This is a genomic window from Thermohalobaculum sediminis, assembly GCF_023487995.1.
Lineage (GTDB): Bacteria > Pseudomonadota > Alphaproteobacteria > Rhodobacterales > Rhodobacteraceae > Thermohalobaculum > Thermohalobaculum sediminis.
In genome coordinates this window covers 1-16,146 of the sequence record NZ_JAMFKN010000006.1, presented here as the reverse complement: position 1 = coordinate 16,146, position 16,146 = coordinate 1, and the positions used below count along the sequence as shown (strand labels likewise).

The 16,146-nt window shown below is 58.7% G+C and carries 10 protein-coding genes; 1 reads left to right on the top strand and 9 read right to left on the bottom strand.

The annotated features are described in order from the left end of the window. Nucleotides 1-186: 186 nt before the first annotated feature. The 6 genes from M1105_RS12980 to M1105_RS12955 all read right to left on the bottom strand — a co-directional run bounded on the left by M1105_RS12980 (nucleotide 187) and on the right by M1105_RS12955 (nucleotide 8,860). Nucleotides 187-1,359: a glycosyltransferase gene (locus M1105_RS12980; protein ID WP_249580802.1), complete on the bottom strand. Its 1,173-nt coding sequence runs from the start codon at nucleotides 1,357-1,359 to the stop codon at nucleotides 187-189. Further along, a complete protein-coding gene (locus M1105_RS12975; protein ID WP_249580801.1) occupies nucleotides 1,356-2,525 on the bottom strand; it encodes a glycosyltransferase family 4 protein in 1,170 nt (389 codons plus the stop codon). Before M1105_RS12975 ends, M1105_RS12980 begins: the two co-directional genes overlap by 4 nt. Further along, nucleotides 2,509-3,927, bottom strand: coding sequence for an O-antigen ligase family protein (locus tag M1105_RS12970; protein WP_249580800.1), 1,419 nt, complete (start codon nucleotides 3,925-3,927; stop codon nucleotides 2,509-2,511). Before M1105_RS12970 ends, M1105_RS12975 begins: the two co-directional genes overlap by 17 nt. Before the next feature lie 485 nt (nucleotides 3,928-4,412). Then, the gene (locus M1105_RS12965) at nucleotides 4,413-6,416 is read right to left on the bottom strand and encodes a hypothetical protein (RefSeq protein ID WP_249580799.1); all 2,004 of its coding nucleotides are present in this window, start codon (nucleotides 6,414-6,416) and stop codon (nucleotides 4,413-4,415) included. 372 nt (nucleotides 6,417-6,788) lie between these two features. Further along, nucleotides 6,789-7,888, bottom strand: a protein-coding gene (locus tag M1105_RS12960; protein WP_406600623.1) for an IS3 family transposase whose coding sequence is annotated in 2 segments (ribosomal slippage) — nucleotides 6,789-7,627 and nucleotides 7,627-7,888 — 1,101 coding nt in all. Because the reading frame shifts where the segments join, the coding sequence is not laid out codon by codon here. Nucleotides 7,889-7,966: 78 nt separating this feature from the next. After that, entirely contained in the window at nucleotides 7,967-8,860 is an 894-nt protein-coding gene (locus M1105_RS12955; RefSeq protein WP_249580797.1) for a glycosyltransferase, read from the bottom strand. Between the two features lie 417 nt (nucleotides 8,861-9,277). Here M1105_RS12955 and M1105_RS12950 point away from each other — a divergent pair, with 417 nt between their 5' ends. Further along, nucleotides 9,278-10,213, top strand: a complete 936-nt coding sequence (locus M1105_RS12950; protein WP_249580796.1) for a polysaccharide deacetylase family protein — start codon at nucleotides 9,278-9,280, stop codon at nucleotides 10,211-10,213. Between the two features lie 59 nt (nucleotides 10,214-10,272). Here M1105_RS12950 and M1105_RS12945 read toward each other — a convergent pair whose 3' ends face one another. From M1105_RS12945 to M1105_RS12935, 3 genes are all read right to left on the bottom strand, one after another. Then, complete coding sequence (locus tag M1105_RS12945) at nucleotides 10,273-11,112, bottom strand: glycosyltransferase family 2 protein (protein ID WP_249580795.1); 840 nt, start codon at nucleotides 11,110-11,112, stop codon at nucleotides 10,273-10,275. Nucleotides 11,113-11,425: 313 nt separating this feature from the next. Continuing rightward, nucleotides 11,426-13,210, bottom strand: a complete 1,785-nt coding sequence (locus tag M1105_RS12940) for a hypothetical protein (protein ID WP_249580794.1) — start codon at nucleotides 13,208-13,210, stop codon at nucleotides 11,426-11,428. Between the two features lie 393 nt (nucleotides 13,211-13,603). Then, a partial coding sequence (locus M1105_RS12935; protein WP_249580793.1) for a hypothetical protein occupies nucleotides 13,604-16,146 on the bottom strand: 2,543 nt, incomplete at its 5' end.

Genomic DNA, 16,146 nt, shown 5'->3' with positions numbered 1-16,146 from the left:
CCGCCCAGCTCACCGCAACGGGCGGCAGGCTCCGCGATATGGAAGCGCTCCGCCAGCCGCCCGTTGCTCCGTCAGCGCGAGAGCGCAACAGTGAAGCGCCGACTCCGGTTTCAGCTGGATGATCATCGGGGGTCACAGCAGGACCCGCCACGCGCCGGCGCCACCCGCCACGGGGCCCGCCCCCATCTAGCGGCGCACACAACCCCGGCAGGCGCGGGCGATGACCTCGATATATTCCGCCGCGATCGCGTCGACCCGGTAGTCTTCCATGCGCCGCGCCGCCGCCGCGCCGATGTCGCCGGCCCGCTCCATCGCCATCAGCTGCTCCAGCGCGGCGCGCATCGCATCGCCATCGTCGACCGGAACGAGAATGCCGCAACCGGTGCGGACGACGCCCGATCCCGCAGGTGCTTGCGCACCGAGGAGTTCGGACGGCCCTGAAGGACAATCCGTCGCCACGACCCGGCACCCTAGAACCATCGCCTCGGCCAGGGCGTTCGGGAAACCCTCGACGTTCGATGACAGCACGAACCCCGCCGAGCGCGCGAAGATCGGGTACGGGTTGCGCGCAAAGCCCGGCAGATGCACGCGCCCCGCGACACCGAGGTCTCGGGCAAGCTCCGCCAGCGCATCGCGCGCCTCACCCTGGCCAAGGATGACAAGATCACAGTCGATGCGCGCGGCGGCAAAGGCGCGGATCAGCATCGCGTAGTTCTTCGCCGCGGTGAGCCGGCCAACAGCCAGAAGATAGGACCGCCCGCCCGGCGGGAGCCATTCCGGCTCCTGCCCGGCGAGCGCGCGGATCCCGTCGATGTCGTAAGGGTTCGGGATGACCGCCACCTTCGCGGCCGGCACTCCATAATGCGCGGTCAGATCCTCGCACACGCCCTCCGACACGGCGATCACGCCATCGGCACGCGGGTAGAGCGCGCGGACCAGCCATCTCAGCACGCGGCCCCGCGCTGCTGCACCAAGGTGATAGGTGGTGTTGATCCGCTCGGACACCACGCAGGGAAAACCGAAAGAGCGCGCCGCGATGATGTTCGCGCAGTTCGCGCGGGTCAGGAAGCTGACCGTCATCGCGGGCCGAAGACGGCGCAGCATGCGCCAGAGCCGGAGCGTGCTGGTTAGCATCCGCTCGCCGCAATCGAGATTGGTGCGCGGGACCGCGTCAGGGATCTCGTATTTCTCGTCCACCCGGTCGAGCAGGACGAGATGCAGCCGCACCCCCTCGAGCGCTGGCGGACCGTCCCCCTCGACTTGCCAGGCGGCGATACGGGCAAGGAGCACCGAAAGAACGCGCTCGGCTCCCCCGCCAACCAGCGAATTGATGATGATGGCGACCCGCTTTTGCGTCATGCGCGGCGCCCTTCGCCCGCCCCGCCTTCCGCCGCCAGTTCGAGTATCACCGCCCGCGTGCGGCGTGCGACCTCGTCCCAGTCATATTCCCGGACCAGTTCCGACGACTGCGGCCGCAGTGCCTCATAGCCATTCTGCGGGTCATGCGCCGCAAGCTTTGCCGCAAGCTGGGCCACGTCGCCCATCCGGAAATAACACTCCGGCGGCAGACCGAGATCAAGATTCGGACCGATGTCGCTCAGGAGCGCCGGCGCCCGTGCCACCAGTGCCTCGAGCGCCGAGATCGGCAGCCCCTCATGTGCCGAGGGCAGCACGAACAGACCGCATGACCGGTAGAGCGTGGAAAGCTCATCGAGGCTGCGCCGTCCGGCGAAGATCACGCGTTCCGACGCATGCGCCCGCAAATCCCGCGTGAAGCGGTCCTCGTGATCGGCGCCGCCGACGATGAGGAGCGGCGGCGCCGCTGGCGCCTTGGCGTGGGCGGCGATCAGGTCCTGGAACCTCTTGCCCGGGTCCAGACGGCCGACGGCAAGGATGAAGCCGCCGGGTGTCAGCCCGAACTCTGCAAGAACCTCGGCCGCCGGCCGGCTCGGCTCGGGCAGCGACGCACCATTTGGGATGTGCATGATCGCGGCCCGTCGGGACGGGAAGCGCTCGGCCAGCGAACGCGCGGAACTCGCGCTTACCAGGATGATCCGGTTGGCCGAAAGCACCGAGAGCGCCTCCCCCATCCGCAGTGCGAACTTGGCAACGGCGTTCCATTTCTCGCGCTTATAGTCCTGGCCGTGATGGGTCGCGACCACGCGCATACCCAAAAGACGCGCGAGCGGCGTCAGCAGTCCCGATCCGATGGCGTGGATATGCATGACATCCGCCTGCTCGCGAAAGCGCGCGTGGAAGATGCAGACCGTCGTGTGGAGCAGCGTCTCGAGATACTTGTTTCGGATTGCCCAAAGTGGCTGGACGACGACGCCGCGCCACGTGCGCCTGCCGTCGTCGATGTAGCCCCTGCGCCCGAGCACGACGATGTCTAGCGCGCCTCCCATGCCCGCGATGCGCGGGTAGAGCTGCTCGCTGTGGGTCTCGACGCCGCCCATGACGCCTGGCACGCCCCGCAGGCCGGCAACGCAAAGCTTCGTGCGGCGCCCCTCAGCCGCGGCTGGCATCGCGGCCCTGGTCAAGATCGAGAACGATCGTCGCGGATGCCGCCCGGGAGGATTTGGCGCGACCTTTCAAATTCTCGTCTACCAGCCCCCGATGCCCAACCGTTCGTCGTGAGTAATGCAGGAGGCAACCATTCATGACCGCGAAGCAGATCAGGCCTTCAACCTGCCAAATCGGCATCGTCGCGAGGTTCAGGATGGTGAACCCCGCATAGATTGACAGCATCAACATACACAGCCCCGCATCCTTGATCGCAAGGCACATCGCAAAATTTCCAATCCAGAACACAAGGAACGCAATCAGGCCAAGATATCCAAACTCATAGAGATAAGAGATGAAGGTGTTGTGCGCATACAGGACAAAGACCCCCTGCCAGCTTTCAGGCCCGAAGCCGATCAGCTGGTTCGCGATATCGGCCTCGCGAAAAGCTGAAAGATACTGGCTCCAGATGTAGAGGCGCGCCGACAACAGGTCGCGCTCGGCCTCGGTCAGCATGTTAGGCGAGCGTGAGAAGTTCGCGAGATCAATCGCGATCAGATCGCTGAAGCGGGTCACAAGTTCGCTTGGCCCAAGAACGACGATGCTCGCGGCGATAGCGGCAAGCACGGACAGCGTCACCCAGAACCCACGCTGACCCGCCGCGAAGATCTTGGCCGAACGAACAAAAATGATCACGAGAAGGATTGGGCCCGCCGCAAGAATTGTCGTCCGATAGTTTGCAAACATGATTCCGAGTATCGTAGCAGCGAGGAGCACCCAGAACGCCGCACCATATCGCGAACGCCAGAAAGCCACACATACCAGCATCGTCAGCAGGATCATGGAAAACCCGCTCTCGTGTCCGTAGGGACCGATGAAGTTAATGTCCTGCGGATTCAGCTCGCCGGCTGAGAGCCGTTGGGTAACCCCGAGAGCCCGCGAATCCAAACCCAACAGGACCGATATGGCCTGAAGCCCCGCGGGCATCGTGAAGACCAGCAAAAGGGTACTAAAGACTCGCCGTGGCCCCAAGCTTTCCAAGGCGTGAAACAAGGCAAGCTGGATCGTTACGAGGTAGATGAACTTGGTGAATACCATGAACAACGTGATGAATTTGCCGTTGGCGATCCCGGAAAACGCGACGAAGAACACGAATATATAGAAAGGAAGCAACGCGCGGAGGCTTAGGAGACGCTTGTCGACGATCAACAGGCCCAGCGCACTAATAGCGACACTCGACAGCGCAATGGCAGATAGCCCTCCGACGACGGGCGTATTCGTGGCGCTCGAAAACGCCGAGATGAGATAGCGCGAGCCTAGGGCGACAATTACGAAAGCCAGATGACGGTCCTGAGCGCGCGACGCCGTTCGGACGACCAGTGCAGTGTAGAAAAAACTCATCGAGATGACGATCGCCGACCACATACACTACGCCTTCCCGCGCATCGAAGTCGGATCAACGAGCTGCGGCGAATCGGGATTTACGTCATGCGACATTAAGCCGTGCATCATCGAGCGCACATGACCACAATCCGACGTCCCCGCCTAAGCGCCACAACTGCAAAGCCGCCGTCAGACTCGCTCGCGTTTATGGTGATTCTGTGGCGCCCCCTCACCCAGAGCGCGATACGGCGCGACACCTCCGGCTCTTGCGTCGCTGGCGTGGCTCGGTGCGGCAGTGCGTTACATCTGAACACAAGCACCCGGTCGTTGTGCGATGCGAACATGCCCCGTGACAGCATCTCCATCACTCCAACTCAAACCGGTTGCCCCCTGGAGTAGGGTCGCCCCGGCCGCTGAAAAGGATATGTGATCGCGCTCGCTCGACTCGTCGTTTTGCCGAGCGGCGGAATTTTCGACAAGAAGGATAATTCTGCCCAACTTTGCAAAAAATCATGGCACACCTTCATTTACGCGCGATGCAGGATTTCGGCGTGAAATTTCTTGCCGATACGCCACACGGCGCGCAGCCCACGCCCCAACTTCGTCAATGTGTACGGCTCATTTCCCTTGATCGCTGCTTTCCACAGGAAGGGTGCAAGCACGTAACGAACCTTGATGTACGGGTAATTGATAGTGCGCATCATGATTTGCCGAATGGGCGAACCATTCAGGAACGTCGCGAGGTCAAGACCGGTATATGGGAACCACTGGCTCGGATACGGATTGCGAAAGTAATCGACGCCGGCGGGCAGATCACCGCGAGATGTGTCTGGCACCCCTACGAGCCCATGAGCATCGTCGGGCGGATAGCTTTCGCCCCGATCATGCCAAAACTCGAAATCGATTGCTTTCATTCCGCCGTTGCGATCCATCAGCAAATTATTGCGGGGAGCGAAGTCGACGGGGTCATAGCCTGCAGCGGCCACTGTCTTGATCATTCCGGCGAGCTGCCGGACGCAACTGAGCGGCAAGGGGCGCGGAACATTCCCCCGCCAGACATCCTCGATGTGCTCGAGCAGAACAGCATTATCCTTTACCGCCAATATCTTAGGCACATTCCCGGAATCGGCAAGCAGCTGCAGAACTTCAACCTCCCTTTCGAGGAACCTTCGGCACTGAGGTTTGAACGTCTTCTTGACTGCAAGTCCACCGTCCCGCTGGATAATTTCAACTCTTGCACGGTGACCGTGCCGCGTCATGTTCCTGCTTTGATCTGCCGGCAGACCGAACTCGTCAAGGCGCGCCCGGACCGTCTCTGCGAGCCATCCGATATCTTCAGGCGCACAGAGCTGAATTGCGCTCCATGCCTGCCTGAAACTATCGGTGGAATGAACCGCGTTATACTGCTGCTTACGGGGCCGATCCGCGTTAATCATTATTCGAATCATGTTCTTGACCTTGAGCGTCCGCAAGTTCTCGAGCAGCGGATGCTCCTTGGCAATTTCCCTCGGCACGGGCATTGGCAAAACGTCAAGCGCCACAATGATAGACACGGGTGGTCCGCCACTAAGGGCAAAGACGCCTTGGCCCCAATTTCCACCCCGGATCTCTTGCGTCACGGACCGCTTATGTTCAGGCGTCAGCTCCCTCACGAGGAGCGGCTCGAATCCGCGATTCTCAATCAGCTCTACAATCCCGTCCATCCAGCCTTCCAAACTCGCCCTTTCGCGGACAAAGAAGACCGTTACTCCCGGCAGACGCTGAAAGGCATCGGGGGATGAAAAGTAACGGCGCTGTACCCAGGGCGACCAGACCGAGATACGCTCGAGCATATCTTCGGTGGGCCGCCATCCGCATGCGCCAAGTATTTCATCGAGATCTTCAAGCGTTGCCGCAGATGGTACAGAGATGCCGACTCTAATCGCCAGTTCCCCAAGGACTGTCGCATAATCATGCGACACGCGCTCGGCTAATTCGCTCTCCATCAAGGTGCTTGCGAGCCCAGAGCGTAGCCCCTCCAGGTAGACCGCATGATACGCGATTGAAAGGAAATGATCCGCCTCACACGGCACCCTGTACAGACCATCGCGCAGACAGGCGCGTTCCAAGATCTGCCGAGCAAGATGAGGCGGGAACGGGGCCATCTCGTGTGGCTGCCGTAGTTCCACGAACGAGGGAGAAAACGCAAATCCAGAGCGCCCGGTCTCTGAATAAAGATCAATCTGCTGACCGAGTGGCCAAAGCGACCAGAGATCCGCTATTCGCTCAAGATCATGGTCAGCAATCAAGATATCCAGACTCCGCCCTTTGGGGATATCTGGCAGCTCTTCAAACCGCCGCAGAACAACGTAATCTACATCTCTATCCCTCAATAGTTTGAAGAATTCCGGCACTGAAATACGCGGATCAATATAGCGCTTCCTCCGCTTATTGAAAAATTTTCGCGCAAATTTCTCACTTAGGCGGGGCCATCCGCGAGTCGCTCGGTATATAGTTTTCGTGATAATCTGGCGTGCAAACGCTCTGCTCATTACGCTAACCCATACTTTACCCGGGCCATCTCGATCTCGCAGATGAAGATATGCGGCCCAGAAACACAACCTCCAGTAGACACCTTGATCGAGCGCTGCGCGCCCGTCAACAAGGCGTTTTCGCTTCAATGCATCCCACGTTGCAGTGGGCGCCCCGACGTCAGGCTTCTACCTCCGGAATGTGGCAGACCCCGGGGCCGTGACACGACCGCGAGCCAAGCCAGCATGACGCACACGCGTCGATCACGTAGCTCCTAATTTACTGAACAAGGGTGGACGAATCACGGCGGCTAGAAGCAGCATCTACGAGATCTGACGTGAGACCCGACTTCGCTCCGGCCTTTGGGAAAATCCGTCGGTTGATTTCTGGCCTCATGCGGCCTTGGTTTCCAGTCTCGATTTGATTGCGAATTCCTGCGGCGTGAGATTGCCGAGGGATGAGTGGGGTCTGTTGCGGTTGTAGTCCTCCTTCCATGCAGTGATCTTTTCTCGGGCCTCTGCCAGCGACGAGAACAGGGTTTCATTCAAAAGCTCGTCCCGAAAGCTGCCGTTGAAGCTCTCGACGAAGGCGTTTTGCATCGGCTTGCCCGGCGCGATGTAGTGCCAGTCGATCTGCGTGTCCTGGCACCATTGAAGCACGGCCATACTGGTCAGTTCCGTGCCGTTGTCGCTGACAATGGTCTTGGGCCGCCCTTGCCGCGCCATGATCGTCGTGAGTTCCCGGGTGACGCGCGGCCCGGAGAGCGAGGTGTCGGCGACCAGTGCCAGACATTCGCGGGTGAAATCGTCGACGACAGCCAACACTCGGAACCTGCGCCCATCTGTGAAGGCGTCCGAGACGAAATCCAGGCTCCAGCGCTCGTTGGGCCGTTCAGGCACCACCATCGGTCTGCGCGTCCCGATCGCCCGTTTCCGGCCGCCGCGCTTCTTCACCTGCAGCTTCTCTTCGCGATAGAGCCGCCTCAGCTTCTTCTGGCTCACCTGCCAGCCTTGCCGTTCCAGCATCACATGCACGCGCCGATACCCGAAGCGACGGCGTTCAGCCCCCACCGCCTTCATTGCCTGGCGCAACTCGGCATCGTCCGGACGAACGCTGCGATACCGCACGCTCGACCGGTCGACGCCCAGAACGGTGCACGCCCGCCGCTGGCTCACCTGATGCGCTGAGCAGAGGTGCGCCACGACCTCCCGCCTGGCTGCGGGCGTCACCACTTTCGCGAGGCCACATCCTTCAACATCGCGTTGTCCAGCATCTGCTCGGCCAGCAGCTTCTTCAGCTTCGCGTTCTCGTCCTCGAGCGCCTTGAGCCGCCGGGCGTCCGACACCTCCAGCCCTCCGAACTTGGCCTTCCACTTGTAGAATGTCGCCGAGCTGATCCCGTGCTCGCGACACACATCCGCCGTAGCTACGCCGCTCTCCTGCAGCTTCAGGATCGCGATGATCTGCTCCTCGGTGAACCGTGATCTCTTCATTCCGTCCCTCTCCCTGGTTGGGACGGACTCTACCTCAAACCGGAGGAGGAAACGGGTCTCAGGTCAGATCGCAAGGAGCTAGCGTCTCCTTGCCGCGAACCCCAATGAACGCCTCGTGTACTCATAGAGAGACGCGGCAAACAGAAAATTTATGAACGCCAGCAATTCAACTTTTTCGAGAAACGAAAACTCCTGGGAATAAATCGCCTTCAGCGAACGTCCCGCCGCACAACGCGCCGCAAATACATAGAGCGTCATAAGCTTTGGTGTAGGCAACCAGCGGTCCCAAACGCCGCCTTGAACGCGGACATGCTTACTGACCACTTCCTTGAGCGCGCCGCGTATCGGGTGCCGGACCTCTACGCCCTCGACATAGATAAGGGCATGGCCCCCTGCCACCGCGCGCCTCGTAAACTCGGCATCGCCCGTTGACAACAATTTCTGATCAAACCCTCCGAGGTTGGTGAAGACTTCGCGCGAACACATGATGTTTGCGGTCACCGCCATGCCCCATCGCTCGACATTCGAGCGCTGCCTTAACTCGAACATTTTCTCATAATTGACACACACACGCCGCGCCCCGGTCGCGGGTGCGAAAAGAGTGACCTCGCCCGCCAGCACACCGGTATCCGGGTTCTCGGCAAGGTACTTCAGTCCGTTTTCCAGCCATTGTGGCGACGGAATGCAGTCGGCATCCGTGAATGCAATAACTTTGCCGCGCGCTTCACGTGCCCCTGAGTTGCGCGCGGCGTATGATCCTTTCTGGGGCTCAATTACAATCTTAACCCCCGGAAAGGATCTCGCAACCTCGACCGTGTTGTCCGTGGAGCCGTTATCGGCGACGATGACCTCGAAGCGGTCCCGCTCAAGCGTCTGCATATCGAGCGCTTCAAGACAGAGCCTCAATCTCTGCGGGTCATTCCAAACCGGAATGATGACGGAAACGGCTAAATCCTCAACATTATCACGCATACTTCACATCCCGATCCACCGCTTGAAACCGAGCGGACAACATACTCCAAGGACCTAACTAAATAATGCTGAATTTGGAGCTTGGCGGCAAGCCGCCAAAACTGCGCGCCTGTCGCCAGCTCGTGCGCCGGACCCCATCATCACGACAATTCGGGAGATTTTCAGCACCGGGCAAGAGCGTATAAGCTGCCTCGACAGCCCGGTGGTACTCGCCGAGGATTCAGCCGTTAGTGGACAGCGAAGGGGGAAAAGATGCGTTCAGCCGCGGGACCTCTGATCTTGCGTCCCAAGGCATCCGCATATGCCATGGCTCGCCAGGAATTGAGGCGCGCAGTCATCGCGGGAGGACTAGAGACAGCCGCCGTTGCGGCGCGCCTCGGGCTGTTTCAGGGAGCGGCAGGACTCGGGCTCATATTCATGCTGCATCACGTCCGCCCAGCATCGGAGACAGCGTTTGATCCGAACGCACTTCTCTCGGTCACTCCAGAGTACCTAGATGCCGCGCTCGCGCGCCTCAAGGCGCTCGGTCTGCGTGCGGTTGATCTGACGGAACTTCCCGAGACGATGTGCCGAGGCGATCCATCGGATCGCGTCTTTGCCGTTACACTCGACGACGGCTATCGAAACAATTTCGAGCATGCTCTCCCGGTCTTCGAACAGCACGGCGTCCCCTTCACGGTCTTCACAACAAGCGGTTTCGTCGAGCGTCGCTTTACGCTCTGGTGGGAAACGGCGGAGCGGCTCCTCCGCGTATCGGACAATGTGACGCTCGATCTCGGCAGCGGCACGCAGCGCTTCGACGTTCGCCGCAACGCGCAGAAGGCAGCCTTGTTTCAAGCGCTTCTTCCGCTCATGACGGGCCCTGCACAAGATGTCGCGATCAAGGCGTTAAATCTTGCAGCTCGTGCTAGCGGACTCGATCCCATCGGGATCACTGATGAGCTGATCATGACCGAGGATGACGTCCGGAAGCTGTCTCAGCACCCCCTCGCGCGCCTCGAGCCCCATACAGTCAGCCACCCCTCACTTGCGCAAGTTGATCGCCCGCGATTGATCGGCGAGATCAATGAGTCTGTGGAGCGACTGCGCGCTTGGACAGGCCATCAGCCAAGCTGTTTCGCTTACCCTTACGGTGACCGCCGCGCGGCGGGTCGACGCGAGTTCGCCGCCATCCAGGATTCGGGGCTTTCCCTCGCCGTGACGACACAGCCTGCTGTCCTGCAATCAAAGTATGCTGCATCGCCGACGGCGCTGCCACGCGTATCGCTGAACGGTCTGTTTCAGAAATCGCGCTACGTCGATGCTCTCGTCTCGGGACTGCCGTACGGTTTCGCAGGCTTGATCCGAAAATAAGCCACCCCGCACAGGGTGTACTCCTCGATCACATAGGGAACTCTCCTGCCTCGCGGGGCTTAGGTCCGACGCCACATCAAGCGACTAGCAAATTTTTTAAAAATTACACTCGCCGTTGCTACTATCCCCGCCCGCCTTATAGCGTGCTTGAAGAAAAGCATCTTTTGCTCCCGAGCTCCGATATAAGTCAGGAGATAAGATGCAAGGCGGTAACGATAATTAAATTCCCCCAACCACTCTCGATGTTTGCACAAAACGAGCGCGCGGCGCTCAAGCGCATCAATATCCGCGTGCCTCCCAGCCAGAACAAGACTTTCATGATTCCCAAACCGCCGCCGGAAAAGCGGCCGCGCGGAATATGCAAGATCACATCTCTTACTCAAGCGAATAAAAAGGTCCCAGTCTTCGCTATAACGCAGCGTTTCGTCCCAACGCTCTTGGAGCAGAACATCCCGGCGAGCAAAAAGCCCCGTGGCACCGCAGTATTTGTTGCCCCACCGCAGGTCATTCTGGCTCACCCGCGTGGCATTAACGACATTTACGCCGTCCAAATCCATGAAGGAAAAGCCACAGAGCGCCGCTTCCGCACCCTTTGCAAGTGCTGCCACCTGAAATTCCAGGTAATTCGTCTCCCAGACATCGTCGTCATCGAGAAACGCGACGAAATCCGACGTTGCCAGTTCAACTCCCTTGTTGCGCGCTGCCGAAACGCCCCGGTTCTTGGAAAGACGGTAGTATATGACCCATGATGGCATGCCTGCCAGATGAGGGGTCACCTCAACGGGCGAGCAATCGTCGACGACAATGATTTCTCGTGGCGACAGAGTTTGCGCGAGCACACTTTCCACCGCTTCCCGCAGGAATTGCGGCCGATTGTAAGTTGGGATCACGACGCTCACGGACGGACCCTTACCAGCATCCGCTGACCGGGAAGATCTGACTGCTACGCTTGAAACCATGCTCAGGCCTTTTCGATCTTTCCAAAATTGTACCGCACACAGAGACGGAAGCACTCTGCGTCACAGCCCCGACTCCCATCTCGCTCAAGCATTAAGCTTTACGCAGCCTCTGCGAATCGGTCGACAAAAATGATCGCGTATGCTGTCTCGCATCACACGAGCAGTTTACTCCAGAAAACATCTTCATCGAACTGAGCCACTTGCATGCCCACCACCGTGATAACAGGGATCATAAACCGCGTTTCCAAAGGCATTAATCAGCGATACGGTGAGCAATATTCCAGAGTCGCGATCTTAAACGGCTGGCTCGGAACCAAGTCCGTAGCCGAGCGATTGTCCACGGCACGGTTTTTCTGACCAGGCTTACGGTCTGCGCCAGTGTTAAATGCCAGACCGACGTATCCCGAAGAAATAATTCAACTGGAACGCCAGTTCTTGGACGAAGAAGGCTTTCATATGGATAAAAGACTGATAAACTAAAATCTATTGGAAGTTCACCTTTGAAATCGTCACTAGGTGGAAACAAGGCGAGACATTTATTCAAATTATTGGACTCCTCAGAAGAGATCTGTATAAACTCGAAATCCAGAGCCTTCAGCCCTTCTTTCTTATCCAAGATCAGGTCATCAGGACGAAAATCAATCCAATCGTAACCAGATTTACAGAAGTGTAGGAGTATTTTTCGGATTTCCTTAAGATAAATGGGCCTGATATAGCCCCGACGATTTATCCCTGGAACACGCATCCAAGAGAGTCGATCTGAGCTTCGGTAGCGCTTTAGTACCAGGTAGTTTTCTCCAATTTCTAGGATTTCAGACATATTCATGAGCGGTTTTCCTATCTCTCGCGCAGCAATTTCCCGCTCCATGAACCGCTCCCGCCCCGTCCGAAACATCTTGAGGACAGCAGTTTGATCGCCGTATTTAATCAAATAAACCTTTGCTCTCCTAGACAATCCACCAAACTCCGACAATATTGGAAAAGGTGATTGATGCCTTTGGTGTATTTGGTATACTTTCTTATTTAGAGTCTCCTCTAATTGCGGCGCGATAAGACGCAAGTATTGTAGCGCTTGTGTTCCATTATCAGAGCTTTGCACTATGTTACAAAGCTCTTTCGGCAGTCGATCATGGTTGTAGAGGCTTCGGAGTCCCTCTTTAGCCTCCAATAGCCGCCTGTTGTTCAATCCAGGATGCTTAGCCATATCTCCGTCATGCGGAGAGATCGGGAAGACATCGTAGGCCATTATTAGGTGCGCAGGCTCGCCGCCGTTTACCGGCCACGACCCGCGGCTCCACACCCCGCCGCAAACATGCGACTGAACTACTTTGGCATCCGCATTGCTGAGGGGTGCTTCCCAAAGGATATCGTATCCGTATTTCTCGAGTGTCTCTCGGATCCTCGGGAGCAAGTAAACGCCTCGGTCTCTGACGATAAAGCAGGCAAGACCCGTTAGATGCTCGGCTAACTTATCCTCTTCCTCAGAAATAATAGCCTTAAGCCACGCGTTGTGCGGCGCTAACTTTGTAAGAGTGTCAATGGGTGGGCGCCAATCGACTTTCCCCAGAAAGTCATGAAGGTACTCAAGGTTAATTTCAGCCGGTTTAAGCGATATACCTGCAATCGCCGCCTTATCCGCGAGTATCGTCACATAGTCATGGTCTTTGTATTCATAGCTCGTTCTTTGTGCTCCGCGTTTGATTGGAACATTCGAGGCCAAACCTTTATGGTATACGACGTGATAGGCCAATGACAAAAATGCATCTCGGGGATTGGGGACTCGGCAGAGCCCGTTCCATCTCACAGACCGGTCCAGAATATCTTTCGCTATTCTTGGGGTATAATAGGGTATGTCTTTGAATGTTGTTCCATCGAGGCCAGTCTCACTATAGAGATCGACAGGTTGGTGCTTGCTCCTCCTCCCCTCTAGCAGCGATACTACATTTGGAAGATCATTGTCCGCAATCAATATATCAATGTCTTCGCCAGGATCGATTTCGGGCAGTTTTTCATACCAACGCAATACGACATAATTCACGCCCCTAACGTCCAACTCTCGAAAGAATTCAACGACCGATAGCTGATTGCTTATATATCGGCGAGCGCCTTTCCTGGTACGCAAACGTCTGATAATCGTATTCACGCAAAAACTTTCCGACTGGACTGCGGCACTCCAGGAAGCTGCTTGGTGGCTTCCCGCCTGCGCCTCAACTTATGGCACATTCTCAGCAAAACGCAACTTGGAGCTTGCAATATCGGACCAATCTTAAACTCCGCGAGCTATTGGCCGGATTTCGTGGCAAATGAAGTTTACGCTTGGTTCGATCATGATCTCTACGCGGCATTTCCCACTGTTGGCCTAGATCCGTTTAACAGGGTCACTCGATCAGCAGAGCACATCCGTATCTCTCGTCCCCCCATTACGCTTAGCCTATACGAAGTTGAAGTCGTCATAGATGTCCAGTTCATACAACCGGCCGTCTGCAAACTGATCCACGCCATAATCAACGGCGTAGAGGCTCAGCGTGTCTCCATCGTTGGGATCACTGCTAGGAGCGAGGTCAAGCCCCTTCAGCTTCGGCGTGATACCGCTATATGGGTTGATGTCGTCGTTGAGAAAATCGCTCGAAGCCAAGAGCTTGCCGCTTTTGTCGATCTTGAAAACCACGCCGTTTGTAAGTCCGCTGGACACGAGAAATGTCTGGTCTCGATAATCGTACACCAGTCCTTCTGCGTCCGTGATGACACTCGGTAGCCGGAACGAGGACACCAGGTCCCCTGCAACAGTGAGTTCGTAGAGTGTCCGGTCTGCGCCGTCCAGAATGTACATATGCCCTGTCAAGGGATCGAAGACAGGCTCCTCGGCGTCACCGATGCCGAGGCCGGAGAGGTTGATCGTTCTGAGAAGTGTCGTCGGATCGAGAGGATCCACGACAAAAACTGCTGCCTGGTCGTCGTCGGAAATATAGAGCAATCCATCTAGCGGATTGTAGCCGAGCCCCGTCGGCTCATCCGTGAAGCCCCGCAGGGAGAAAGCACCAACATACGTACCATCGGTCCTCACCGCAAAGAGATTGATACTGCTGAAAAATGGGCTTTCGTTATGCTCCGAGTCGGCGATGAAGAGCATATCTAGTTCCGGTATGTAGGCGATACCCGACGGGTCGGCAGACCCGTAACCGGAAGGGTCGTCGGCAGACCAGAGGGTCGTATCGTACTTCGCGATCAGGCCAAGATTGAACACCGGCGGCGGCGGCGGCACAGATCCGGGTTCAAGCAGGATATTGGTGACACCCCACTTGTAGGTCACGCCGCGCAGCTTCTCGAAGGTGATCGAGTTGATACCGGTATGCAAAAGATCGGCAGAGAGGGACAGCACGTAGGCGGCCAAGCCCTCGTCGACTCCGGCCGGAACAGTCCCGAGGTCGACGTCATTGACGAACACTCTCAGCTCGTCGTCGTAGTCGATGTCGAAGCCGTCGAAGCTCAGCACAAGATCTTCGGGCGCGCCATCGATGACGAAGGCCCCATAAACCAGGCCGTCGGGGTCGAGCGCGTCATTGAACCTGTTGCCGTAATCGCCTGTCTCAATCACCCCGATAGTCAACTCGAAATCCACCGTCGCGCCGATCGTCGCGAAGTCCCGCTCCGCCGGCACCGCCGCGTCGCTCACCGAGGCCTCCAGCGTGTAATCCGCTCCGTCCGCCAGACCGCTCAGGTCCACCCCGCTCACGCTCCAGGTCCCAGACGCCACCGTCGCCGTCCCCGACCACAGCAGTTCCGTCCCGCCTACAGCGCGCAGCGACAGCGACACCACCTTGCCGTCCTCGACCCCCGACGTCGTCCCGGCGAAGCTCACCGACCCGTCCTCGGTGTCGTCCAGCACGTCGTCGCCCGCGATCACCCCGATCGTGATCGACGGCGCCGTCGCGCCGATCGTCGCGAAGTCCCGCTCCGCCGGCACCGCCGTGTTCCCCGCCGCGTCGCTCACCGAGGCCTCCAGCGTGTAGTCCGCCCCGTCCGCCAGACCGCTCAGGTCCACCCCGCTCACGCTCCAGGTCCCGGACGCCACCGTCGCCGTCCCCGACCACAGCAGTTCCGTCCCGCCTGCAGCGCGCAGCGACAGCGACACCACCTGGCCGTCCTCGACCCCCGACGTCGTCCCGGCGAAGCTCACCGACCCGTCCTCGGTGTCGTCCAGCACGTCATCGCCCGCGATCACCCCGATCGTGATCGACGGCGGCACAGACCGCGGTTCCAGTAGGAGATTGGTGACACCCCACTTGTAGGTCACGCCGCGCAACTTCTCGAAGGTGATCGAGTTGACGCCGGTCTGCAAAAGATCGGCAGAGAGCAAAAGCGTATAGGCCGCGAGGCCTTCGTCCACCCCAGTCGGAACCGTCCCAAGATCGACGTCATTGACGAACACCCTGAGCTCGTCGTCGTAGTCGATATCGAAGCCGTCGAAGCTCAGCACAAGATCTTCAGGCGCACCATCAATGACGAAGGCCCCATGAACCAGGCCGTCGGGGTCGAGCGCGGCGTTGAACCTGTTGCCGTAGTCGCTTGTCTCAACCACCCCGACAGTCAACTCGAAGTCCACCGAAGTGAAGTTCCGCTCCGCCGGCACCGCCGCGTTCCCCGCCGCGTCGCTCACCGAGGCCTCCAGCGTGTAGTCCGCCCCGTCCGCCAGATCGCTCAGGTCCACCCCGCTCACGCTCCAGGTCCCGGACGCCACCGTCGCCGTCCCCGACCACAGCAGCTCCGTCCCGCCCGCAGCGCGCAGCGACAGCGATACCACCTGGCCGTTCTCGACCCCCGACGTCGTCCCGACAAAGCTCACCGACCCGTCCTCGGCGTCGCTCAACACGTCGTCGTCAGCGATCATCCCGATCGCGATCGTCGGCGCGTCGTTCGCCGGCGTCACCACCGGCGTGTCGCTGCCATCGCCGGACAGCGTCCCGTCGCTGACGG